This is a genomic window from Pseudomonas sp. GR 6-02, from assembly GCF_001655615.1.
Taxonomy (GTDB): domain Bacteria; phylum Pseudomonadota; class Gammaproteobacteria; order Pseudomonadales; family Pseudomonadaceae; genus Aquipseudomonas.
Window position 1 is genome coordinate 4,160,808 of sequence record NZ_CP011567.1, and the last position, 23,613, is coordinate 4,184,420.

Here is a 23,613-nt window from a genome sequence, read left to right on the forward strand (position 1 = left end):
CTTGATCACTGGCCCCACGAATCACGCAGGGTCACGGTACGGTTGAATACCGGAGCGCCCGGTTTCGAGTCCTTGATATCCGCGACGAAGTAACCTTCGCGCTCGAACTGGAAACGGTCTTCCGGCTGTGCGTTGCCCAACGAGGGTTCAGCACGACAACCGGTGAGGACTTGCAGTGAGTCAGGGTTGATGTTGTCCAGGAAACTGGCGCTGTCTTCGGCCTTCTCCGGGTTCGGAGAACGGAACAGACGATCGTACAGACGCACTTCGCACTCGACGCTGGCAGCAGCCGGCACCCAGTGCACCACGCCTTTGACCTTGCGGCCTTCGGGGTTCTTGCCCAGGGTGTCCGGATCGTACGAGCAACGCAGTTCGACGATGTTGCCGTCGGCATCCTTGATTGCTTCGTCGGCACGGATCACGTAGCTGCCGCGCAGACGCACTTCGCCGTTCGGCTCCAGGCGCTTGTAGCCTTTTGGCGGCTCTTCCATGAAGTCATCGCGGTCGATGTAGATTTCACGGGCGAACGGCAGCTTGCGCACGCCGAGTTCTTCTTTCTGCGGATGACGTGGCAGTTCGAGATTCTCGACTTGGTCTTCCGGGTAGTTGGTGATCACGACTTTCAACGGACGCAGCACGCACATGGCGCGCGGGGCATTCGCGTCCAGGTCCTGACGGATGCTGAACTCGAGCATGCCGAAGTCGACCACGCCATCGGAACGGTTGGTGCCGATCATGTCGCAGAAGTTGCGGATCGACGCCGGGGTGTAGCCGCGGCGGCGGAAGCCCGACAGCGTGGACATGCGCGGATCGTCCCAGCCATTGACGTGTTTCTCGTCCACAAGCTGCTTGAGCTTGCGCTTGCTGGTGATGGTGTAGTTGAGGTTCAGACGGCTGAATTCGTACTGACGCGGGTGCGCCGGCACCGGCAGGTTGTCGAGAAACCAGTCGTACAACGGACGATGGCTTTCAAACTCCAGGGTGCAGATCGAGTGGGTGATGCCTTCGATGGCGTCCGACTGACCGTGGGTGAAGTCGTAGTTCGGGTAGATGCACCACTTGTCGCCGGTCTGGTGGTGATGGGCATGACGGATGCGATACATGATCGGGTCGCGCAGGTTCATGTTCGGCGAGGCCATGTCGATCTTGGCCCGCAGCACACGTGCGCCGTCCTTGAATTCGCCGGCCTTCATGCGAGCGAACAGGTCGAGGTTTTCCTCAACCGAGCGGTCGCGGAACGGGCTGTTCTTGCCCGGCTCGGTCAGGCTGCCACGGTATTCCTTGGCCTGTTCGGGGGTCAGGTCGTCGACGTAGGCCTTGCCGGCCTTGATCAGCTCTACCGCCCAGTCGTGCAACTGGTCGAAATACTGCGAGGCGTAGCGCACTTCACCGGACCATTCGAAGCCCAGCCATTTGACGTCGCTTTCGATCGCGTCGATGTATTCCTGGTCTTCCTTGGCCGGGTTGGTGTCGTCGAAGCGCAGGTGCGTGACGCCGCCGAATTCCTGGGCCAGGCCGAAGTTCACACAGATCGACTTGGCGTGACCGATGTGCAGGTAACCGTTGGGCTCAGGCGGGAAACGGGTAACGATCTGCGTGTGCTTACCCGAGTCCAGGTCCGCCTGGATGATCGGGCGCAGGAAATTGACCGGCACGGCAGGGCCGGTCTTGGAATTCGAGGTAGGGTCGACAGTGGGCTTGCTCATAGGATCCTTGAACGTACAAGTGCGCGGCCAGTTGGCCAAATCAAAGCGGCTGTTATAAATCAAAGGGGCTTATCATAGCCGATGCTGTCAAGTGGCTGACAGAGCAGGCCGGCAATCGGTTGCATTTAATCGGCCGGCGATGAAAAACAGCCTCGAAATTCGCGTCCGGCACGCTAAACTGCGCACCTTGGCCGACACTGGCCGGACCGGTTGAGGGCCAAAGCGCCCCTAACCCACGAATTTCTATAAAGAGTACTGATCATGACTCAAGTCAAACTGTCTACCAACTTCGGCGACATCGTCCTGCAACTGAACGCTGAAAAGGCACCGCTGACCGTTGCCAACTTCATCGAATACGTCAAGGCCGGTCACTACGAAAACACTGTTTTCCACCGCGTCATCGGTAACTTCATGATCCAGGGCGGCGGTTTCGAGCCTGGCATGAAAGAAAAGAAAGACAAGCGCCCAAGCATCCAGAACGAAGCCGACAACGGCCTGCCGAACAAGAAGTACAGCGTTGCCATGGCCCGCACCATGGAGCCGCATTCGGCTTCCGCGCAATTCTTCATCAACGTGGCTGACAACAGCTTCCTGAACCACAGCGCCAAGACCGTTCAGGGCTGGGGCTACGCGGTATTCGGCGAAGTGGTTGAAGGCACCGACGTCGTCGACAAGATCAAAGGCGTGGCCACCACCTCCAAGGCCGGTCACCAGGACGTACCTGCAGACGACGTGATCATCGAGAAAGCCGAGATCATTGAGTGATACTGCTGATTTCAGACTTGCATCTGGAAGAGGAGCGCCCGGACATTACCCGGGCGTTTCTGGATTTGCTCGCTGGACGCGCCCGCTCGGCGAGTGCGTTGTACATTCTGGGCGACTTTTTCGAGGCGTGGATTGGCGACGATGCCATGACAGCCTTCCAGCGTTCCATCTGCCAGGCCCTGCGTAATTTGAGCGACAGCGGCACGGCCATTTTCCTGATGCACGGCAATCGCGACTTCATGCTCGGCAAGGCCTTCTGCAAAGCGGCCGGCTGTACCTTGCTCAAAGATCCGAGTGTCGTGCAGTTTTACGGCGAGCCGGTGCTGTTGATGCACGGCGACAGCCTCTGCACCCGCGACGTAGGTTATATGAAGCTGCGGCGCTACCTGCGTAACCCGATCACCCTGTTCATCCTGCGCCATCTGCCTTTGGGCACCCGGCATAAACTGGCGCGCAAGCTGCGCAGTGAAAGCCGTGCGCAAACGCGGATGAAGGCCAATGACATTGTCGATGTCACGCCGGAAGAAGTGCCGCGGGTCATGCAGGCCTATGGCGTGAAAACCCTGATCCACGGCCATACCCATCGCCCCGCCATCCACAAGTTGCAGATTGGCGAGCAAGCGGCCAAGCGCATTGTGCTGGGGGATTGGGACCGTCAAGGCTGGGCGTTGCAGGTGGATGAGCAAGGGTTTGCGTTGGCGCCGTTTGATTTCACCCCGCCGCCGCAATTGGCAGCACCTTCAGCCTGATCGTTCCCACGCTCTGCGTGGGACCGATCTTCCTGCCTCAGTGGCCGGAAGCAGCCGGCCCCGCCTTCGCCGCAAACGGCGGTTTCGCCAGCCATACCAGCAGAATCAAACCCATGAACGCCCACCCCAGCAACGTGAAGTAATCCACGGTGGAGAGCATGTACGCCTGGCTGGTCAGTACATGATCCAGTTGCGCGTAGGCCGGGTTGCCCGCCCCGCCCAGCGTGTTCAACGCCTCCCGGGTTGCCGGCTCATAGGTGGTGATGCTTTCACTCAGATACGCATGGTGCTGATCGGCCCGGCGAATCCAGATCCAGGTGGTCAACGACGCCGCAAAACTACCGCCCAGGGTCCGCAGGAAGGTCGCCAGCCCCGCGCCGTCGGCAATCTGGCTCGGCGGCAGGTCCGACATCAAAATGCTCAAGGTCGGCATGAAGAACAGCGCCACGCCAATGCCCATGAACAGCTGCACCAGGGCGATGTGCTGGAAGTCCACTTCGTTGGTAAACCCGGCGCGCATGAAACAACTCAAACCGATGCACAGGAACGCGCCACCGGCCAGCAATCGCAGGTCGAATTTGTGCGCGTACCTACCGACAAACGGCGACAACACCACCGGCAGAATGCCGATCGGTGCCACCGCCAGGCCAGCCCAAGTGGCGGTGTAGCCCATCTGGGTTTGCAGCCATTGCGGCAGGATCAGGTTGATGCCGAAGAACCCGGCGTATCCGCCCACCAGCACGATGGTGCCGATGCGGAAGTTGCGGTAGGCGAACAGCCGCAGGTTGACCACCGGGTGTTTGTCGGTCATTTCCCAGATCACGAACACCGCCAGCGCAATTACCGAAATAGCTGCGCCGATGATGATGAAATTCGACTCGAACCAGTCCAGGTCATTGCCCTTGTCGAGAATCACCTGCAACGCGCCAACGCCAATGATCAAGGTGATCAGACCCACGTAATCCATCGGCTGGTAACTGGTCTCCACCGGACGCGCCTTGAGTTGCTGGCGCACCACCATCACGGCGAAAACCCCGATCGGCACGTTGATGAAGAAGATCCACGGCCAGCTGTAGCTGTCGGTGATCCAGCCACCGAGGATGGGACCTGCAATCGGCGCCACCACCGTGACCATCGCCAGCAACGCCAGGGCCATGCCGCGCCTCGCGGGCGGATAGACCGCGATCAACAGCGTCTGGGTCATGGGGTACAACGGCCCGGCCACCAGGCCTTGCAGTACCCGAAAGCCGATCAGCTCCGGCATCGAAGTCGAGATACCGCACAGAAACGACGCCAGCACGAACAGCATCGTCGCCCAGAGAAACAGTTTCACCTCACCAAAGCGCCGGCTGAGCCAACCCGTCAGCGGCAGCGCGATGGCGTTGCTCACGGCAAACGAGGTGATCACCCAGGTGCCCTGCTCCGAACTCACGCCCAGGTTGCCGGAAATCGTCGGCAAGGCCACGTTGGCGATGGTGGTGTCGAGCACTTGCATGAACGTCGCCAGCGACAGGCCGATGGTGCTGAGCACCAGGCTGGGCGGCGAGAAAGAGGCGTTATGGCTCATCGCGAATCCTTTGGAGCTGAATTTTTTGGAGCGGGATTGGCACAGCGCCTGTTACTGACGCAGCTGACCTTGTGGGAGTGAGTGTGGAGAGGGAGCTCACTCCCACAGGGTCGGTGTGATGGCGAATCAGCGGTGCGCGGTTTTGCTGACCGCGGCGCTGTTATCGTGGATCAATTGGGTGATCATCGCGTCGGCCTCGACCAACTGACGGTCATACACATTGGTACTGAACGAAGCCTTTTGCGGTGGCTGTTGCGCCAACACCGGACCGCTCTGGTCACGCAGGTTCACCTCGACCTGAGTCGACAGGCCGACCCGCAACGGGTGCTTGGCCAGTTCTTCGGCATTGATGTGAATCCGCACCGGCACCCGCTGCACGATCTTGATCCAGTTACCGGTGGCGTTCTGCGCCGGCAGCAAGGCAAACGCACTGCCGGTCCCGGCACCGAGGCTGTCGATGGTGCCGCTGTATTTGACGTTGCTACCGTAGAGATCGGCTTCAATGTCCACCGGCTGACCGATGCGCATGTCACGCAGTTGGGTTTCCTTGAAATTCGCGTCGATCCACAGCTGATCCAGCGGAATCACCGCCATCAGCGCGGTGCCCGGCTGGACACGCTGACCGAGTTGCACGGTACGTTTGGCGACATAACCGGTGACCGGCGCGATCAAGGTGCTGCGGGCATTGTTCAGGTACGCCTGACGCACTTGCGCAGCGGCGGCCATCACATCCGGGTGCGACGACACCACTGTGTCATCGACCAGCGCGCTGGTGGTCTTGAGCTGTTGTTGGGCGTTGGCCAGGGCGTTCTGCGCCGAGGTCAGGTCATCACGGGCGTGGGACAGCTCTTCCTGGGAAATCGCCCCGCCGGCAGCGAGGTTTTTCCGCCGATTGAAGTTCTCCTGAGCCTTTTGCACTTCGGCCTGCTGCGCATTGACCTGGGCTTTCATGCCGTCGACGTTACTGTACAAACCGCGCACCTGGCGCACAGTGCGGGCCAGGTTGGCCTGGGCGCTTTGCAGACCGACTTCGGCGTCGTTCGGATCGAAGTTGATCAGCACCTGGCCTTCATGGACCAAATCGCCATCGTCAGCGCCGATGCTGACCACGGTGCCGGTGACCAGCGGCGTGATTTCCACCACGTTGCCGTTCACGTAGGCGTCATCGGTGCTTTCGCTCCAGCGGCCGAAGAATTGGTGATAACCCCAGACGCCGGCTCCGGAGAGGATCACCATGATGGTCAGGACAAAAAGCATCACCTTGCGCTTGCGCGGGTTGCTCGTGTCTTGACCGTTGTCAGGCGTTGGGGTTGGAGTTGTATCGGCAGTGGCCATGACAAGTACCTTGAATTAGTTGTGCTGCGTGGCTGGGGTTGCGTTGGCGGCGGTCAGGGTTTCGCCCTGAAATCCGCCACCCAGCGCTTGCATCAGTTGGATCGACAGGTCGATCTGCTCGGCATTCAGGTTGGCCAGCTGACGCTGGGCCTGGAGCAACTGCTGCTCGATGCTGAGCACGTCGAGGTAGTTGCCGATGCCGGAACCGTAGCGCTGGACCACGGTGTTGTAAGAATCCCGGGCGATGTCGGTGGCGTGTTGCTGGGCACCGATTTGCCGGCCGATATCGTGCAACTGGTTGATGGTGTCGCTGACATCGCCCAAGGCTTTCACCAGGCTTTTGTTGTACTGCGCCACCGCGAGGTCGTAATCGGCGTCGCGGGAATCGAGGTCGGCACGCAGGCGGCCGCCGTCGAAAATCGGCACCGAGATCGTTGGAGCGATGTTGAAGAAACGGCTCGCCGAGCCAAACATCGCATCGCCCAGTAAAGATTCGGCACCCGCCGCCGCGCTCAAGTTCAAGTTGGGATAGAACTGTGTTTTGCCAGCGGCGATGTTCTTGCTCGCGGCCTCGACCCGCCAGCGCGCGGCCACGAGGTCGGGACGACGACCGAGCAGTTCGGCCGGCAATACCGACGGCAATGCAACGGCGCTGGCCTGAAGGACTTTCGGCCGGGCGATTTCGTTGCCGCGATCCGGGCCTTTGCCCAGCAGCACCGCCAAGGCGATTTTCGCGCTTTGCAGGCGTTTCTCGGCGTCGATCAGGCTGGCTTCGGCGCTGGCTTCAAGGCTTTCGGTTTGCTGGAACTGGTACTGACTGTCGATCCCCGAGCTCAGGCGACGCTGGCTGAGGTCGAGCATTTGTTTGGTGCGTTTGAGGTCTTCGCTGGCCAGGTCATGGATGATGTGCGCCTGCCCCAGATCGCTGTAGGCACGGGCGACGTCGGCGGACAAGGTCAGTTGCGCGGCCTGCTGATCGACTTCGGCGGCGCGGGCCTGGCCCAACGCGGCTTCCCAGGCATCGCGCTGGCCGCCCCAGAGGTCGAAGGTGTAATTGAAGCTGGCGCCGAGATTACGCACAGTGGAGTAAGTGCCACCCTGCCCGCTCGGGTCTTTGTCGCGGGCCAGACGCGAACGGCTGACACCGGCATTGGCATCGAGGGTGGGCATCCGTGCAGCATCGGCGGCGTAGGCGGCAGCACTGGCCTGGTGAGCGCGGGCGTCGGCGATTTGCATGTCGGGGCTGTCGTGCAGGGCTTCGCGGATCAGGCCGTCGAGCTGCGGGTCGCCGAGGCTTTTCCACCAGTCGCTTTTCGGCCATGCGGCGGGTGTCAGGGTCACGCCATTGAGCGACTGCCCGGCCTTGAGGTTCTTCGCATCGAGGCTGACGCCTTCGGTGCTCAGGCCACTGTAACTGGCGCAACCGGCGACGCTCATGGCCAACAGCACCAGGCTCAGTCCGGTACGCAGGCGTTTACTGTTCATTGCCACCTACCCGCAGCAAGGTGATCGAGTCACCCGCCGCTACCAGGATTTTCTTCAGGATGTGTTCCAGGGCTTTCAATTCTTCCGGGGTGATGGCCCCGGCCAGTTCATTCATGGCATCGGCGCCGATTTCCGGCAGACGGTCAGTCAACTGTTGACCTTGTTCGGTCAGCACCAGTTGCACCTGACGGCGGTCTGCTTCGGAGCGTTGGCGGGCGAGGAAACCTTTCTGTTCCAGACGATCGAGCATGCGGGTCATCGAACCACTGTCCAGCGACAGGTGGCGGCACAGCTCGGCCGGGGTATCGACGCCGAACTGGGCCATGATGATCAACACTTTGAACTGCGCGGCGGTGATGCCGTGGGGTTCCATGTGAGTGTCGATGATCCGGTCCTTGAGCAGCGCGGCGCGTCCGAGCAAGAGGCCGAGATGGCAATTATGGAAATCGTATGAGGAGAAATGTTTCATCGGACCACCAATTAGCTGCCTAGGCAGTGAATGTATGTCGAGATATTACTGCTTAGGCAGCCAATGTCAACGCAATAGTTAGGATGCTTTGTATTTAGCTGATCGGCGGCGGGGGGATAGAGTGGTCAATCGTCGGCAGGAACAGGTTCACCCACATGATCGTGAACCTGTTCGCCGATGGGCTTGAAGGCGGGCTTACATCAGGGGAATGGAATAGCTCACGATCAGGCGATTCTGATCCTGATTGCGGGCGATATCGCTGCGTGACATTGCGTTGCGCCAGCCGAAACCGACGTTCTTCAACGCGCCACTTTGAATCACATAATCCAGGGAGATATCTCGCTCCCATTCGCTCGCGTCCTGGCCGCTTGTCGTCTGGATGTTGTTGCCCTTGAGATACATGACCGACGCCTTCAGACCCGGAACTCCCACGGCCGCGAAGTCGTAGGCATATTGCGCGAATGCGGTCCGTTCGCCGGCCTGGATGAAGGTTTGAATGGTGCGGTCGGTGTACAGATAAAGACTGGCGCCGCCCTCGCCTTTGTCGACCAGCCCGCCTTGATTGAGTTGAGCAAAGTTGCTGTCATCGGAAACGCTTTGATAACCCGCTGTAATGGCATGGCCGCCTAACGAGTAAATGAATGCCGCACTCCAGGTATCGTTGTCGATTTCACCCGTCCCGCCTTTGGTATAACCACCTAACTTGTAACCACTGGCACGCCCGGCGGCACTGCTGTTCTTGCCATCGGAAGTGGTCTTGAAATATCGCAAGTCGGTTTTCAGCGAGCCGTACTCACCCAACGGCAGTACATGCAATACACCGGCGAAGTGCTGTTGGTAATAGTCTTCAAGGTTGGCGTAGTAATACTGGGCAGTCAGGTCTTTAGTCAGTTTGTAATCAGCGCCGGCGAAGGTGAACTTGTTGCTTTCCTGGTTGGCACCCGCTACCGCCAGGCCGGCACTGTCGCTGGAACCGCGGCCAGTGGCATGCTCAAGTTGGCCGGCGGTAAAGGTCAGATTATCGAGTTCGTTGCTGGTGACCTGACCGCCTTCAAAGGTTTGCGGCAGCAGTCGACCATCGTTCGCCACCAGAATCGGCAACTTTGGCTGCAAGGTGCCGTAGCGCAACTCGGTCTTGGAGAACCGCATCTTTGCTGTCGCGCCGGCACGCGCCCATTGATCCGCGGCCTTATCGCCATCACTGGGAATCATTGAACTGCCGACATGCCGTCCTTCACCGCTGTCGAGCTTGATCCCAAGCAAACCGATCGCATCCAGACCGAAACCCACCGTACCGTCGGTGAACCCCGACTGATAGTTGAGCATGAAGCCTTGGCCCCATTCTTCAGTTTTCGACGGCGCGGCGGCACCGTCGCGGTTATCGTTATTGAAATAGAAGTTACGCAAGTTCAAGTTGGCTTTGCTGTCATTAATAAAATCAGCAGACGCCAAGGGACTCAGGGCCATGCCCAAACCGCCGGTCAAAAAACTTAATACTTGAAACGAGGCTTTCATCAGGGCGAACTCCAGCGCAGAAACCATGTTCTGTGCGCAGTAAAAAGACAGCAGGAAGCAACGGGCCCACCAATGGATAAGCCCGCGCATTAAGTCATCATTGAGATAAACGTCATGTAACCGTACTAAGTGGCCGTCGTTAAAACCTCCCCAAGCTAAATAAGCACAGCATCGTCATCGTCCTGGCGTTATCAGTCGATCAATCCATGATCGTCATAAAACGGATAAGGCCCGGCGTATTCACCGAACACGGCGTTGTGGGTCACCAGACCTTGTTGCGGATGCCAGCGATGTACCAGGTACCCCGCCGGCTCCAGATTGAAATGTGCGGGCGCGGATGCCTCCAGATCCAGCACGATCTGGTGGGAAGTGCCGGGGCACACACAACTCAACGAGCCGCCGAAGCGACGCTGCATGGGCCGATGCAGATGCCCACAAAGCAAGCGCTCTACCTGCGGATGGCGAGCGACGAGCGCTTCCAAAGCAGCGGTATTGATAAACGGCTCGTGGTCCATGTGGCCGATGCCCGTGATAAAGGGCGGATGATGGAGAATCAACAGCGTCGGTACATGGGGGCGACGGGACAATTGCTCATCGAGCCAGCGCAACTGGCTGTCCAGCAATTGACCGCCATGGGCGCCCGGCCGGGTCGAGTCCAAGCCGATCAGGCGTACCGGATGCTCCTCGACCACCCAGTCGAGCGGCGCGTTGGCGTTAGTCGGCAAATAAGTGTGATGGGTAAATCCCGCCAGTAGCTGCTCGCGATGATCGTGATTGCCGGGAACCAGATAGACAGGCATGTGCAATCGCGCCAGTTCGCGCTTGAGCACCGCGTATTCATCGGCACGGCCGAAATCCACCAGGTCGCCGCTGATGACCACGATGTCAGGGCGCGGTTGGCTGGCATTCAAATGATCCACCGCGCGCCGCAACGCGCCCAGACAATCGACCACGCCATAGGTCAGCTTTTGATCGGCTTTAAGGTGCAAATCGCTGATCTGCGCAATAAGAAACGGACTGTTCAAAATAAGTGCTCTTAAACAAAAAACATCACGAATGCAGGGTGAACAACACGTGTGGCTCGATGGCCAGGGCAATCAGAGCGCCAGTGGCATGAATGACGCCGTCAGCGCTGTCCACCAGCAATGGCTGCCCGGCCCCGACGTCCACCAACAGGCGACTTTGCGCCCCCTGGAAAAACTGCCCGACCAGACGACCGCGCACATGCCCGGCACCGTCCATCACCCGCAAATGCTCAGGACGGCAGTACACCGTCGTCGGCACAGGGATCCCCTTCCAGGGCAACTCGCCACCGCTGACCTTCAAGCCATGGGCGGTCGGTTCGATCACCGGGAACGCATTGAGGTTGCCGACGAAACTGGCGACAAACGCGTTGGCGGGTTGCTGATAGATGTCTCGTGGCGTGGCCAGTTGTGCGATGCGTCCGCGCTCCATGACCAGGATCCGGTCCCCCAGCGCCATGGCCTCGCCCTGGTCGTGCGTCACAAACACCGAGGTAATGCGCAAGCTGCGCAGCAGTTGATCCAGCTCGCTGCGCAGCCGTTCGCGCAACTGCGCATCCAGCGCTGCCAACGGCTCATCAAGCAGCAACACCCGAGGCCGGGGGGCCAACGCACGGGCGAGTGCCACCCGCTGACGCTGGCCGCCGGACAACTCGTGAATGCGGCGTTTGCCGTGATCCTGCAGGCCGACCAGTTCCAGTAACTCGGCGCAACGCTTGTTGCGTTCGGCGGGCGACAGGCCTCTTATCTTCAGGCCGTAAACAATATTGCCGGCCACGTCCAGGTTCGGAAACAACGCGTAATTCTGAAACACCATGCCCACGTCGCGGCGCTCGATCGGCAGGCGTGTGACGTCACAGTCGGCAAAGAAAATCTGCCCGACATCCGGGCGTTCAAGGCCGGCGATCATGCGCAACGTGGTGGTTTTACCGCAACCGGACGGGCCAAGGATCGCCAAGGTTTCCCCGGCCTCGATAGTCAGGTTCAAATCATCTACAGCAACGGTGCCGTCAGAGAACGCCTTGCGGCAACCCTGCAGGCGAATAGTGGTTCCAGTCATCGACGCTCTCCACGAGAAAGACGGGCGCTGATGGCTTGCAACGCAATCAGCAGCGGCACGATCATCAACAGAAATATGAGGGTGTAGGCGCTGGCCACTTCCAGCCGCGCCGAGGCATAGCTGTCGGCCAGGCCCACCGGCAAGGTCTTGGTCATCGGTGTGTGGAGCATCCAGGTCAGGTTGAACTCACCCAGCGACAGGGTGACGACCATCAACACTCCGGCCAGTATCCCGGCCCGACAATTGGGCACCACCACACTGAAGAAACGCTTGATCGGCCCGGCACCGAGGCTCGCCGCCGCCTCTTCGAGCGTCGGCAATTGCTGGCGCTGCATCACCGCCATTACTGGGCGCACCAGAAATGGCAAGGTAAACAGCACATGACCCACCAGGATAAACAGCCAACTGCTGCGAAACTCGCCGAATTGCCCGTAGGTCAGCAGCAACGCCAAGGCACTGGCCAAGCCCGGCATGGCCACGGGCAACACCATCAGCTCTTCAAATGCACGGCTGAAGCGGTTGTTCATCCGCACCAGGGCATAAGCCGCCGGCACGCCGATCACGCAAACACACACGGCACAGGCAACCGCCAACCGCAGTGATAACCAGACCGTCGGCGAGTAGCTTTGCCAGACCTGAATCAACCAGTCGAACGTCAGGCCACTGGACACCCCGACGAAGTAATTGCGCGTCAGCCCCGCCAGCAATGACATCAGCACCGGCACCAACATGAAGGCACAGACCAGCAGGGTAAAAACCAGCTGTGCGATAAACAGCGTTGTTCGTTTCACAAAACCGTCCCCGACTGTTTGGCCACGCGCCGTGCCAGCAACAGCACCGCCCAGGTGACTGCTCCGAGGATGACCGACAGCGCAGCGGCCACGGTGAAATTGGCGTAGTTGGTGAACACGTTATAGATGGCCACGGGGGTCACGTTCAGCCGCGTGCCCAAGGTGAACGCAGTGCCGAAAGCGCCCATCGACGTCGCGAAACAAATGGCGCCGCAGGATACTAGCGCGGGGGCCAACCCCGGCACGATCACGTCGCACACCACCCGCCAATGTCCGGCGCCGAGTGAGTGCGCGGCTTCTTCCAGGCTGCGATCCAGGCTTTCACACGCGGCCATCACCGTGAGAATCACCCGCGGAATCGAGAAGTACAGATAACCGATGAACAGCCCCGTCAGCGAGTAAGCGAAAATCCAGCGCTCACCCGCCAGCCCCAGACCGAGCGAGGCGAACAGGCCTTGTCGACCGGCCAGCAGAATCACCAGAAAGCCGACCACCACCCCGGGAAACGCCAGCGGAAACGTCAGCAGCGCAACTAACGCCGAGCGACCGAAGAACTGCTGGCGAGCGAGAAACACCCCGCTGATGCCACCGACCAACAACGCCGCCAGTGTCACCAACGCCGCAAGGAGACAGGTCTGCACCAGGCTGCCAAGGTATTGCGCACTACTGAGCACTTGCCAATAGCCACTGTCGCTGCCCTCGCGCCCCTGCCCACCCAGCACAATCAAATGCGCCAGCGGCAACAGCCAGAACGCGAGCAGAACCGCTGCCGCCGGGGCCAGCGCCCAGGCAACCGTTGGTCGCAAGCGCTGCAAAACATCGTGGCGGGACGAGACGTCCTGCACGTTGAGCGGCACAGTCGTCACTTACTTGACCTCACTCAGATAGCGCGCAGCAAAGGCTTCCTGCACCGCCGCCATTTTTTCGTAATCGACCACGCCGGCGCGGGCATAGTCACTGTCCGGAAGGAACTGCGCGGCGACGTCGGCCGGCATCTTCATCTCACGAACCGGACGCAGATATGCCTTGGCCCACAACGCCTGCCCCTGGTCGGACAGCACAAAATCCAGGACCTTTTCGGCGTTGGCGCGATGCGGTGCATTGTCGACCACGCTCATCACGTAAGGCACGCTGATGCTGCCTTCCCTGGGGATCACGAAAGCGACGTTCGCCTTGTCTTTGTAGCGCGCACGGTAAGCGTTGAAGTCGTAGTCGACCAGAATCGGCAGCTCACCGGAAAGCACCCGCGCATACGCGGTTTGTTTCGGCACGATGGGCGCGTTTTTCGCCAGTTTCTGGAAGTAATCAATGGCCGGCGCGAAGTTATCCAGGGTCCCGCCCATCGCCTGATTAATGGCGACCGCGGACACGTAACCGACGAATGCACTGGATGGATCGAGGTAGCCGACCATGCCTTTGTACTCAGGCTTGAGCAGATCAGCCCAGCTCTGCGGCACCGGCAAGCCACCCAGCGCATCGACGTTGACCATGATTCCCAACGTGCCGGAATGAATTGCAAACCAGTGCCCCTGCGGGTCTTTCAACCCCGTCGGAATCTGCTCCCAGCCTTTGGGCTTATAAGTCCCGACGACTCCGGCTTTTTGTGCCTGTAAACCGAATGTCACGCCGTAATACACCACGTCCGCCACCGGCGCGGCGTGCTCGGCAACCAACTGCGCCAGAGCCTGGCCAGAGTTTTTATTGTCCAGCGGTACCTGCACACCTGTGGTGTCGGCAATGGCCTTGAGTTGAGTGCCCCAATCTGCCCATTCCGGTGGACAGTTGTAGCAAATCGCCGTTTCAGCGGCCTGGGCCAGGCTGGCCACACCGCACAGCCATAACGCAGCCAGGGTTTTAGTGAAGCGGGTCATCGAGTTTCTCCTCGTAGGGTTGAGTACTTTCGCCTGGCCGGACATGGCAAGGCAGGCAATGGGAAACCGGGGCAGCGCCAGCAATTTGTGCCAGCAATTGGTCAATGACCGTGCTGGCCAGCGTTGCAATTGGCTGCACCACGCTGCACAGCGTGGGGTGCATTTGCGTGCCCAGGGCGATACCGTCGAAACCGATCACTGACAGCTGCCCAGGCACATTCCAGCCGTGTCGGCGCAGTTCGGCGATCAGGCTGATCGCCAGCAAATCGTTGGAACAAACCAACGCGCTGGGCGCCTGTGGTCCGGACAAAAAAGGTTCAAGGGCGGCGAAATCGGCTTGGGTATGGGCGGGCATTTCGATCACCGGCAAGCTGTCGAGGCCGTGCTCACGCATCGCGTCGCCATAACCGGCGTAACGCAGACGGGCACGGTCAGACTGCAAGGCCGGGCCGGCGACCATGCCAATGCGCCGATGCCCAGCGTCCAGCAAATAGCGCGTGGCCAGTGCCATCCCGGCGCGGTTGTCGACCGACACCGCGCTGTAATCGGGATTGCTCGGTTGGTGATAAGCCAGCACAAACGGCGTGTCCTCGCTGGCGAGGCTTTGCAGCACGCGGTTGCTTTCGGCATCGGTAACGGTCAGCACCAGCCCGTCAACCCGCTGGCGCAACAACTCCTCGACCACCGCGCTTTCACGCTCGCTGTTGTAATCGGTGGTCGCCAGCAACAAATTGTAGCCACGCAAACGCGCGGCCCGCTCCATTGCCTGGAATTGCTCGGCGAACACCGGATTGAGGAGATTGGGGACCACCACCCCGATCAGGTTGGTGGTTTGCAAACGCAGTTGACGGCCGAGGCGATTGGGCCGAAAACCCAGTTCGCGGGCAGCGGCGAACACTTGCTCGCGGGTCGCCGGACGCACCACTTCAGGGGAGGCGAAGGTCCGCGCGGCAGTCGCCCGCGATACACCTGCCAGTCGTGCAACTTCTTTCAAATCAGTCATTGTCGCTCGCTTGAGATCGATCTCATTCGCGAGAACATTACTCAGCGAACATGGCGTTCATGCGATTAAAAGATGACATTTTGATGTCAATCGCGGCATCCGATTACGCCCCACCCGCTCAACGGATTTGAGCACAGGCGCACCTGTCAGACCTTCAGCGATCCCGCAGAAATAGACTGGGTGTGTTTCCTCCCCCCACGTCCAGAGTCCGTGATGTCTTGCTCTGGGCTACGAGCGAAAAAATGATAAATGTTCTAGTTAGTGAATTATTGTGAAGCCATTATGGTGGCGATTAATCCCCACTGATCAAACCCATACAAACTCCAACCGAGCTCACTGAATGAACATCCTGAGCCGCTCTGAATTCTCGACCAAACTGCTGACAGCGTTTGTTTTCTGCGCCTTGATTACTCTACTCGTAGGCGCCGGTAGCATCCTGAGCATTAATCGGTTGTCCACGGCGCTGGCGTTGACCTTTTCTGACGACCTCGTGTCAGTGGGCAAAATCGGGGAAACCCTGAGCAGCCTCACCGCGCACAACCGTGGGATGTATCGTCTGCTTGATGGGCAAAGAGGCGTGTTACCGGACAGCGAAAATCACCGCCTGCACGAAGCGCTGGTGACTGATTTGAACACTGCAAAAAATGCCTACGCCAGCTACCGTGCGACGCCACTGCAGGACGATGAGCGCGCGGCGGGTGACAAACTGGACCTGGTCTGGCCGACCTACATCAGCACATCACAAAAGATTGTCGAACTGATAGACGCCAAAAATCTGGACCAGGCCGCCGTCATCCTCAACGGCACCAATAACATCGCGTTCCGTGAAGCGCGAAGCCTGATACGGGTGATGGTTGATTCCAACAACCGACAGATAGGCGAAGGCGCTGCTGAGGCGGAAGCGTTGCACCGCACCGCCATACTGTCGTTGACGACCGGGATCATCATTGCGTTCGTCCTGGCAATCGCCCTTGGCGTCTTCATCACCCGCATGATCACACGTCCATTGGCGCTGGCCGTGTCTTACGCACAGGAGATTGCAGGTGGGGACCTCACCCGAGCCATCAGCGGCAACAGCCACGACGAAGCAGGCCAGTTGCTCAATGCCATTTCTGCGATGCAAGGGGGCCTGAAGCGTACCCTCACACAAATCGCCAACGCATCGGATCAACTGGCCTCAGCCGCCGAAGAACTGTCAGCTGTGACCGAAGAAAGCACACGCGGGTTAACCCGTCAGAATGATGAAATCCAGCAGGCTGCCACGGCGGTCAACGAGATGACCGCTGCGGTTGAAGAAGTAGCACGTAACGCCGTCACTACTTCACAAGCCTCAAGCAGCGCCAGTAGCGACGCCATTAACGGTCAGTCACAAGTCAAACAGACCGTGACAGGCATCACCCACATGGTGGCCGAAATCACCGATTCCAACCAGGCAGTGACCGAACTGGCCGGCAATGTCCGGGAGATCAGCAAGGTGCTGGACGTGATTCGCAGCATTGCCGAACAGACCAATCTGCTGGCCTTGAATGCCGCTATCGAAGCGGCCCGTGCGGGAGAGCAAGGTCGTGGTTTTGCCGTGGTGGCCGACGAAGTTCGTGCCTTGGCCCATCGCACCCAGGCCTCCACCGTGGAAATCGAAGGCATGATCAGCACTGTGCAACGCGGGGCCGACGGGGCCGTGAACGCCATGGGCAAGAGCCTGGCACTGGCCACTCAAACCCAGGACCTGGCGCAGGACGCCGGTTCGGCGTTGCAGAAGATTACGGACGGCGTTTCGATCATCAACGAACGCAATCTGGTGATTGCCTCCGCCTCCGAAGAGCAGGCCCAGGTCGCACGGGAAGTGGACCGTAACCTGACGAACATCCAAGACCTGTCGACCCAGAGTACCGCGGGGGCCAATCAGACGGCGGCCGCTAGCCAGGAGCTGTCTCGCCTGGCCGGTTCGTTCAGCACCTTGGTCGCCCAGTTCAAACTCTGAGCGCCGCCGCCCCACTCCCGCAAGGACCACACCGGACCGTGTGGGGCGGACCTGCTTACGACGGGAGCGACCCGGTCTATCTGAAAGGATCGAGGTGTTAGAAATCCCGCTTGTAGAAGATGTCCAGCGAACTGGCCACGCCGCTGGCGGCTTCGAGGTAGACTTTTTTGCTCAGCTTGTAACGCAAGGCGATGGTGTTGGCCGGTTCAAACACGCCTACGCCATAACGCAGGCTGAGCTTCTCGGAGATGTTGCCGCTGGCCACCACACTGGTGGTATTGCCGCTGCCTTGGGTATCGAGCTGGAAGTCCTGAATGCCCAGATCCTTGGCCAACCCGCTAGTGACCCCGGAGCTGCCCATCAAACCCAAGCCGAGGGCGGCCTGGGCGAGCATGTTGTTGTCTTCACCGGTGGTACTCAGCGGACGCCCCAGCACCAGGTAGGACAACGCCTGCTCCTGACTCATCGCCGGCTCGGAAAAGATCTGCGTGGTCGGCTGTTCGGCACTGCCGCTCAAGCGAATGCCGGCAATCACGTCGTCGGTCTGGCGAATCGCTTCGATGTCCAGGTACGGCTGATCGATGGGACCGGCAAACAGCAATCGGGCCCGACGCACCGTCAGCCGCTGGCCGTAGGCGCGATAACGCCCGTCGTTGAGCCAGAGCTCGCCGCGTGTGTCCATGTTGTCGCCGATGTGCACATGACCTTGCAGGTTGGCGGTCAGGCCAAACCCGGCGAAGCTGAGTTTGTCTTCCCCGACCACCACATCGATGTCCATCGCCATGGCCATCGGCGGCTTGCCCTCTTCGGTCTGCTGACCGACGATCACCGTGTCATCGGAGACCTTGACCGTCGACGGCGGCAGCTCACGCACGGTGATTTCGCCCTTGGGCACCAGCACTTTGCCGACGATTGCGAGTTTGTCGTCCTTCATCGAAATTTTCAGGTCCGGCGCCACTTCGAGCTTGGCGTATGGCTCGACGCTGACCGGCAACTGCGTGCCTTTGAGGGCCAGGTCCACCACCAGTGCCTGGCCCCAGGCGATGTTGCCATTGAGGCTGCCCTGCCCGCTCTTGCCGCTTTTCCAGCTGCCGTTCAGCTGTACGGTTTCGCCGGCAATCACGGCTTGCAGTTGCAGGGCCTGGAGCGCCATCGGCAGTTCCGGCCCGGAGATTTCACCGTCGCGCAGCTCAAGGTTGCCGTTGACCTGCGGCGCCAACAACCCGCCAGACAGCGTGCCGCTGCCGTTCAAATGCCCGGTGAGTTTCTCGACCATCGGCACAAACGGCCGCGCCACCGACAAATCCAGGCCATTGAGGCGGAATGAGCCGGTCAGCGGTTTGTTCTTCGGCAACGGGTTGATCTGCGCCTGCAGCATCAGCTCACCAAGCTTGCCACCGACGAAGCTGAGGTCGGTGTCGATGCGTTTTGGCGTGAGTTTGCTGGTGAGTTTCAGGGTCTGGTACGGGAAGTCCAGCCACTGATCCTTTTCCTTCATGCGCAACGTGCCGCCGCTGGCATCGACGCTGATCTGGCCGTTCGGGCCGCTGGCCGGCAAATCCAGTTGCAGGTCGGCGTTGAGCCGGCCCTGCCAGGCAAAATCCTTCGGCAGCCATTGCGCCAGGCTGTCGATCGGGAACTGCTTGAGGTGGTAACGCAGCTTTGGCTCGGGCATCAAGCGCTGGTCTTCGCCACACAGGCTGGCCGGGCCGGACATCCAGCAATGGGCACCGAAGTTGATTTTGCCGTCCGCCAGCCGTTCGAGTCTGGCCGGGTTTTGCAGCTTCCAGTCCTGACCACCGGCCTGGATATCGCCACTGGCCAGACGCCCGCGCCAGTTACCTTTATCCAACGCGCCGTCGAGACCGAGCGCCAGTTTCAGTTTCGGTCCTTGCAGGTCGAGGGTCAGCTTCTGGTTTTTGATGTCGCCCTGGCCGCTGGCGGTCAAGGTGCCCAGTGACGTGTCGCCGGTCTGAATGCCGCTGCCCTTGAGGTCGATCTTCGCCCGTTGAGCACTGTCGAGGGTGGCATCCAGATTGAGGCTTTGCAGGCGGTTGTCTTCGAAAACCAGTTGCGTGCCTTGCAGGGCGAGCTTGCCTTGCGGTGCCTTGAGCGTGCCGGCGACATTGACCCGACCATTGAGCTGGCCGCGCAGTTGCGGCCAGAGTTGGGCCAGGCGCGGCATTTTGATGTCGATCTGGCCGGCGAGTTTCTGTTGCAGGCTGCCTTGGCCATTGATGCTGTTGTCACCCAGGCGAATCTGCAACGCGCTGAGGTTCCATTGCTCGCCGCCGCCATCAGCCTTGGCTTGCAACACCGCCGGCTGCCCGCGCAGTTTGCCTTTCAGGTCCAGGTCGGCGGTCAGGCTGAGCCTTTCATTCTTCATCTCGCCTTTGCTGCGTAACGGACCCGCCAAGGTACCCGGCAACTCCGCGAGCCAGTACGCCGGGTTGATCGCCGAGAGGTCCAGCGCGGTATCCCAGGCGATGCCGTCGGCAAATTGCAGGTTCAGGTGCCCTTCGGCCTTGCCCTGCCCGGCTTCGAGCTTGAATTGCGGCAGATGGATTTGGCTCAGGTCGCCGCTGAACGGGCTGTTCAGGCTGAACGCCCCGGCCGGACCATCCAGTACGGCCTTGAAGTTACCGATGTAGTTGCCGTCGGTGTAGGAGACTTCACCGTTGAAGCTGCGCAGTGCCACTTGCGGCTCGTCGATCAGCGGATAGAGGCGGTGCCAGGGGAAATCCAGCCAGTCGATTTTCGCTTCGGCACTGAAGCCTTTGCTCCAGTCCAGTTGCCCGGTGAGCTTGAGGCTTTGTTTGTCATTGGCGGTCAGGTCGAGACCCGCGATTTGCGCGCCCTTGGCGTCAACCTTGCCTTGCAGCAACAACGCGACCGGGCCAAGTTCGGCGGGCAACGTGGCTTTGCCGAGCAACTGGTAGCCGTTTTTCAGGTCGCCATCGCCGGTGAGTTCCAGTTGATTGAGTTGCAGGGTGTCCGGCAGCTCGGCGCTGGCCTTGAAGCCGTCAGAGATGACGCGCACTTTGGCCGGCAGGTTTTCCACCAGCGGCTGCAATTCGCCGGTCAACTGCCCGTTCAGGTAACCGCTGCTGTTGGCTTTCAGGTTCAGGGTTTTCAGCAGATCGCCGTCGACCTTCAAAGCCAGTGCCCAAGGTTCGGTGCCCGGCGCCGGCAAGGTCAGTTTGCCTTCGGCGGTCAGCGGCCAGTTGCCGCTCGGTTGCAACAGGCCGGACAGGTTCAGGCTCAGTTCATCCCGCTGCAAGTGCACCGAATCGATCTGCAAACCCTGTTCGGTCCAGTGCGCCGCCAGTTGCAGGCCTTTGAGCTCTTCGCTGCCGTTGAACAGCAGACGGCCGACCTTGACGTCACCCAACTCAATGGCCAGCGGCAATTTCAAGTCTGGAAGGCTGATCGGCCCGCTGCTTTGCTCTTCCACGCCTGGCGGGAATTGCAGGCTGACCTGCTCGGCCTGCAATTGCTCGATGCACAGCGTCATGCGCGTCAGGCACAGTGGCGACCAGGCGAAAATCGCCTGGTTCAGCTCAACCCGGCTGTTGTCCTGCTGCCACAGCAGATGGTCGGCGCTCCACTGTCCACCCAAACGGCCCTGGAAATTCTCCACGGTCAAACCCGGCACAAACCCGAGCGCCCAGCGACTGCCCGTCGCCGTACCCAGCACGATGATCAAGGCCAGCACGACCAGCATCAGCAGCGCCGGGATCGCCAGCAGCGCTATTTTCAAACCACGCTTCACAGCTCAGGCCCCATGGAAAAGTGCAGTCGAATGCCGCCGTCGTCGTCCATCGCGTGGGCTAGGTCGAGGCGAATTGGTCCTACCGGCGAAACCCAGCGTACGCCAATACCGACGCCGGTCTTCAGGTTCGGCAGTTCGAGGGTGTTGAAGGAGTTGCCCTGATCGATGAAGGTTGCGACCCGCCACTTTTCGGCGATGGAGTATTGATACTCGACGCTGCCGGCCACCATGTAACGGCCACCGATACGGTCGCCATCGGAGTTCTCCGGGGACAGGCTCTGGTAATCGTAACCGCGCACGCTCTGATCGCCACCGGCGAAGAAGCGCAGAGACGGCGGCACCGATTTGTAACCGTTGGTGGCGCTGCCGCCGACCTGCACCCGACCGAGGAAGCGGTGTTTATCGAAGACCGTGGTCAGGCCTTTGACCAGTGCCGTGCCATACACCAGGTTGGTGTCCGAACCCAATCCTTCCTTGGCGACCTTGGTTTCGAATTGCAGGCGATAGCCATTATGCGGATCGATGCGGTTGTCGCTTTTCAGGTACGAATAGCTCACGCCGGGCATTAGCAAGGTACTGAGCCCCGAGTCGTCACCGAGTGTGTATTCCTCACGTTGCCATTTAAGCGACACCACCCGCTGCCAGCCGCTGGGCAACTTGCTGTGCCATTCGGGGCCGAGGGTCAGCAATTTGCTGCGGGAGTCGGTGCCAGCGATATCTTCATATTGATAGCCAGCGGCCCAGCGCAGTTTGTCGGTCAACGGTGGGTCCAGGGGAATGTCGTAAAACACCCCGACGTTCTGCCGCGGTGCCGACAGTTCGGCTTCCCAGCCATAGCTGTCGCCTTGCGGGTTGACCCAGTGCCGGGTCCAGTTGGCCTTGATTCGCGGGCCGACGTCGGTGGAAAACCCCAGACCCAAGCCCATGGTCCGAGGCTTGCGGGTGTCGAGTTTGACCGCCACCGGGATCACGTCGTCCTTGGAGGCCGTTGGCGCCGCGTCGACGCGCACGCCTTCGAAATAACCGCTCGATTGCAGCGCCTGATTGAGTTCGGCGATCAGTTCCGAGTCATAGGGCGTACCGGCCTTGAACGGCACCATGCGTTGCAGCAGGTCTTCGTCGAACGGCGTGTCGCCTTCAAAACTGACTTTGCCCAGCGCATAACGCGGGCCGCTGTCGTAGATCAATTCGATGTCGGCGACGCCCGCGCGCGGGTCCACCAGCAGCTTCTGGCGAGTGAAGCGCCCACTGAAGAAGCCGAAACGCGAGGCCTGGTTCTGGATCAGCCGCTTGGCGTCTTCGTAACGGCCATGGTTAAGCACCGCGCCTGGCATTAGCAGGTCGCTTTTGGGCACACGAAAGGATTTGAGCGAGGCGGCAGGACCGTCGACACGTATCGTGACGTTACGCAAATGGATCGGCTCGCCGGGATCGATGTTCAGCACCAGGCGCGGCGTCTTGCCGCCCTTCACGTCGCTGTCGATTTGCGGCTGGTAATACCCCAAGGCCTGGGCGGCCTTGCGCGCCTGTTCTTCGGCGCCGCGACTGAAGCGCAGCAAGGCTTCTTCATCGCGATCGCCGAGGCTACCGATATAGCCCTCTATATTGGCCTTCAGTTCATCGTTGGACGGTTTGATCCGCACATCCAATTCACTTTGCGCCAGCGCCGCGCAGCTGGATAACAGCATCAACAGGCCGCTGGTCATTCTTCCTGGAACATTCATAGGCGCGGATGCTATCACGAGCTTGGGAGCCTGATAGAGCCGGACTTGTCCCAAAAGTTCGGCGATTACGCTGTTGCTGTTTGTAACACCTGCGGGTTGGCGTGGAAAAACACGTGCTCACGAATCGGCCCTACGGCCACTTCGCCGATTTCCTCATAGCCCTGACGCTTATAGAACTCCAGATAGCGAGGATTCCCAGTGTCGAGGATCACGCCTTGGGAGTGCTCATCGACCGCGCACCAGTTGTGCACCGCTTGCAGCAACTGTTCGCCAAAGTGCTTGCCCTGGAATTGCGGGTGAACCCCCAGCAATGGCAGGACGTGCACCGAGTCGGACGGCACGCACGCCATCACGGCGGCGTGGTAATCGAGGTAGCGTCGGGTACAGCGAAACCCGGTGCTGAGCACCATCCGCAGGCGCCAGGCCCAGCTTTCGGTGATGCCCAGGCGGCGTTGCGGCGGCGCGATCAGGGCGATGCCGATCAAGCGGTCATTCACCAGCAGGCCGATGGCCGGCAAATCCTGCAGAAAGTGCTGTTTGATCAGTTCGCGCACCGTCGCCCGGACTCGCTGTTCATAACCGGGGCGTTCGGCTTCGAACAGGTAGCCGAACGTCGGCTCGTGCCGGTACGCCTGGTACAACAGGGAACGCGCTTCGCGGGAATAGCCGCTGTCGAGCATGTGAATATCGGCGATGGCGGTCGAGGTTTCGGGCATAACGGCGGATCTCCCTGGGGCACAGCTCAGATGGCTGCGCTCTTCTTGGTACGAGCCTTGGGGTGGCTTCACAGTTCCCCAG

General features: G+C 60.2%; 18 protein-coding genes and 1 pseudogene. 4 read left to right on the forward strand and 15 right to left on the reverse strand.

The features are described from left to right. Positions 1–5 precede the first annotated feature (5 nt). Complete coding sequence (locus PGR6_RS18320) at positions 6–1,706, reverse strand: glutamine--tRNA ligase/YqeY domain fusion protein (RefSeq protein WP_028941250.1); 1,701 nt, start codon at positions 1,704–1,706, stop codon at positions 6–8. A gap of 261 nt (positions 1,707–1,967) precedes the next feature. Between PGR6_RS18320 and PGR6_RS18325 the strand changes: the two genes are divergently transcribed. After that, entirely contained in the window at positions 1,968–2,471 is a 504-nt protein-coding gene (locus tag PGR6_RS18325; RefSeq protein WP_064618823.1) for a peptidylprolyl isomerase, read from the forward strand. Further along, a complete protein-coding gene (gene lpxH, locus PGR6_RS18330) occupies positions 2,468–3,220 on the forward strand; it encodes a UDP-2,3-diacylglucosamine diphosphatase (RefSeq protein WP_018925481.1) in 753 nt (250 codons plus the stop codon). The genes PGR6_RS18325 and lpxH overlap by 4 nt, the downstream gene beginning before the upstream one ends. A gap of 37 nt (positions 3,221–3,257) precedes the next feature. Here lpxH and PGR6_RS18335 read toward each other — a convergent pair whose 3' ends face one another. From PGR6_RS18335 to PGR6_RS18385, 11 genes are all read right to left on the reverse strand, one after another. After that, positions 3,258–4,787, reverse strand: coding sequence for a DHA2 family efflux MFS transporter permease subunit (locus PGR6_RS18335; protein WP_018925480.1), 1,530 nt, complete (start codon positions 4,785–4,787; stop codon positions 3,258–3,260). Between the two features lie 126 nt (positions 4,788–4,913). Further along, positions 4,914–6,122: an HlyD family secretion protein gene (locus tag PGR6_RS18340; protein ID WP_018925479.1), complete on the reverse strand. Its 1,209-nt coding sequence runs from the start codon at positions 6,120–6,122 to the stop codon at positions 4,914–4,916. A 15-nt stretch (positions 6,123–6,137) separates the two neighbouring features. After that, positions 6,138–7,607 (reverse strand): efflux transporter outer membrane subunit, encoded by a 1,470-nt coding sequence (locus PGR6_RS18345; protein WP_018925478.1) that lies wholly within the window; start codon positions 7,605–7,607, stop codon positions 6,138–6,140. Then, on the reverse strand, positions 7,597–8,076 hold the full coding sequence (locus tag PGR6_RS18350) for a MarR family winged helix-turn-helix transcriptional regulator (RefSeq protein ID WP_018925477.1): 480 nt from the start codon (positions 8,074–8,076) through the stop codon (positions 7,597–7,599). Before PGR6_RS18350 ends, PGR6_RS18345 begins: the two co-directional genes overlap by 11 nt. Positions 8,077–8,271: 195 nt before the next feature. Then, the gene (locus tag PGR6_RS18355) at positions 8,272–9,591 is read right to left on the reverse strand and encodes an OprD family porin (protein ID WP_026286361.1); all 1,320 of its coding nucleotides are present in this window, start codon (positions 9,589–9,591) and stop codon (positions 8,272–8,274) included. Between the two features lie 191 nt (positions 9,592–9,782). Next, positions 9,783–10,616 carry a phosphodiesterase gene (locus PGR6_RS18360; protein ID WP_064618825.1) on the reverse strand — a complete coding sequence of 278 codons (834 nt, stop codon included), beginning with the start codon at positions 10,614–10,616 and terminating at the stop codon, positions 9,783–9,785. A gap of 25 nt (positions 10,617–10,641) precedes the next feature. Then, complete coding sequence (locus tag PGR6_RS18365) at positions 10,642–11,673, reverse strand: ABC transporter ATP-binding protein (RefSeq protein WP_064618827.1); 1,032 nt, start codon at positions 11,671–11,673, stop codon at positions 10,642–10,644. Further along, on the reverse strand, positions 11,670–12,464 hold the full coding sequence (locus tag PGR6_RS18370; protein WP_018925473.1) for an ABC transporter permease: 795 nt from the start codon (positions 12,462–12,464) through the stop codon (positions 11,670–11,672). Before PGR6_RS18370 ends, PGR6_RS18365 begins: the two co-directional genes overlap by 4 nt. Next, positions 12,461–13,330, reverse strand: a complete 870-nt coding sequence (locus PGR6_RS18375) for an ABC transporter permease (protein ID WP_138867915.1) — start codon at positions 13,328–13,330, stop codon at positions 12,461–12,463. Before PGR6_RS18375 ends, PGR6_RS18370 begins: the two co-directional genes overlap by 4 nt. Beyond that, positions 13,331–14,335 carry an ABC transporter substrate-binding protein gene (locus tag PGR6_RS18380; protein ID WP_018925471.1) on the reverse strand — a complete coding sequence of 335 codons (1,005 nt, stop codon included), beginning with the start codon at positions 14,333–14,335 and terminating at the stop codon, positions 13,331–13,333. It lies immediately after the preceding gene. Beyond that, a complete protein-coding gene (locus tag PGR6_RS18385) occupies positions 14,319–15,338 on the reverse strand; it encodes a LacI family DNA-binding transcriptional regulator (RefSeq protein WP_064618828.1) in 1,020 nt (339 codons plus the stop codon). The genes PGR6_RS18380 and PGR6_RS18385 overlap by 17 nt, the downstream gene beginning before the upstream one ends. Before the next feature lie 340 nt (positions 15,339–15,678). Between PGR6_RS18385 and PGR6_RS30775 the strand changes: the two are divergent. Both PGR6_RS30775 and PGR6_RS30780 read left to right on the forward strand, forming a co-directional pair. Then, a pseudogene (locus PGR6_RS30775) lies at positions 15,679–16,461 on the forward strand (MCP four helix bundle domain-containing protein); the annotation flags it as partial. Beyond that, complete coding sequence (locus PGR6_RS30780) at positions 16,456–17,319, forward strand: methyl-accepting chemotaxis protein (RefSeq protein WP_371924316.1); 864 nt, start codon at positions 16,456–16,458, stop codon at positions 17,317–17,319. The pseudogene PGR6_RS30775 and the gene PGR6_RS30780, both read left to right, overlap by 6 nt. A 97-nt stretch (positions 17,320–17,416) precedes the next feature. On the opposite strand, the gene PGR6_RS18395 is transcribed toward PGR6_RS30780, so the two are convergent. The 3 genes from PGR6_RS18395 to PGR6_RS18405 form a co-directional block, all read right to left on the reverse strand. Further along, complete coding sequence (locus PGR6_RS18395; RefSeq protein ID WP_064618832.1) at positions 17,417–21,091, reverse strand: translocation/assembly module TamB domain-containing protein; 3,675 nt, start codon at positions 21,089–21,091, stop codon at positions 17,417–17,419. After that, positions 21,088–22,815: an autotransporter assembly complex protein TamA gene (locus PGR6_RS18400; protein ID WP_064618834.1), complete on the reverse strand. Its 1,728-nt coding sequence runs from the start codon at positions 22,813–22,815 to the stop codon at positions 21,088–21,090. The genes PGR6_RS18395 and PGR6_RS18400 overlap by 4 nt, the downstream gene beginning before the upstream one ends. Positions 22,816–22,880: 65 nt before the next feature. After that, on the reverse strand, positions 22,881–23,531 hold the full coding sequence (locus PGR6_RS18405) for a GNAT family N-acetyltransferase (RefSeq protein ID WP_018925466.1): 651 nt from the start codon (positions 23,529–23,531) through the stop codon (positions 22,881–22,883). Positions 23,532–23,613: the final 82 nt, after the last annotated feature.

Excerpts from the sequence above, each read along its gene's own strand:
- PGR6_RS18320 (WP_028941250.1), bottom strand. The coding sequence starts at position 1,706 with ATGAGCAAGCCCACTGTCGACCCTACCTCGAATTCCAAGACCGGCCCT.
- PGR6_RS18325 (WP_064618823.1), top strand. The coding sequence starts at position 1,968 with ATGACTCAAGTCAAACTGTCTACCAACTTCGGCGACATCGTCCTGCAA.
- PGR6_RS18335 (WP_018925480.1), bottom strand. The coding sequence starts at position 4,787 with ATGAGCCATAACGCCTCTTTCTCGCCGCCCAGCCTGGTGCTCAGCACC.
- PGR6_RS18340 (WP_018925479.1), bottom strand. The coding sequence starts at position 6,122 with ATGGCCACTGCCGATACAACTCCAACCCCAACGCCTGACAACGGTCAA.
- PGR6_RS18345 (WP_018925478.1), bottom strand. The coding sequence starts at position 7,607 with ATGAACAGTAAACGCCTGCGTACCGGACTGAGCCTGGTGCTGTTGGCC.
- PGR6_RS18350 (WP_018925477.1), bottom strand. The coding sequence starts at position 8,076 with ATGAAACATTTCTCCTCATACGATTTCCATAATTGCCATCTCGGCCTC.
- PGR6_RS18355 (WP_026286361.1), bottom strand. The coding sequence starts at position 9,591 with ATGAAAGCCTCGTTTCAAGTATTAAGTTTTTTGACCGGCGGTTTGGGC.
- PGR6_RS18365 (WP_064618827.1), bottom strand. The coding sequence starts at position 11,673 with ATGACTGGAACCACTATTCGCCTGCAGGGTTGCCGCAAGGCGTTCTCT.
- PGR6_RS18380 (WP_018925471.1), bottom strand. The coding sequence starts at position 14,335 with ATGACCCGCTTCACTAAAACCCTGGCTGCGTTATGGCTGTGCGGTGTG.
- PGR6_RS18385 (WP_064618828.1), bottom strand. The coding sequence starts at position 15,338 with ATGACTGATTTGAAAGAAGTTGCACGACTGGCAGGTGTATCGCGGGCG.
- PGR6_RS30780 (WP_371924316.1), top strand. The coding sequence starts at position 16,456 with ATGCAAGGGGGCCTGAAGCGTACCCTCACACAAATCGCCAACGCATCG.
- PGR6_RS18400 (WP_064618834.1), bottom strand. The coding sequence starts at position 22,815 with ATGAATGTTCCAGGAAGAATGACCAGCGGCCTGTTGATGCTGTTATCC.
- PGR6_RS18405 (WP_018925466.1), bottom strand. The coding sequence starts at position 23,531 with ATGCCCGAAACCTCGACCGCCATCGCCGATATTCACATGCTCGACAGC.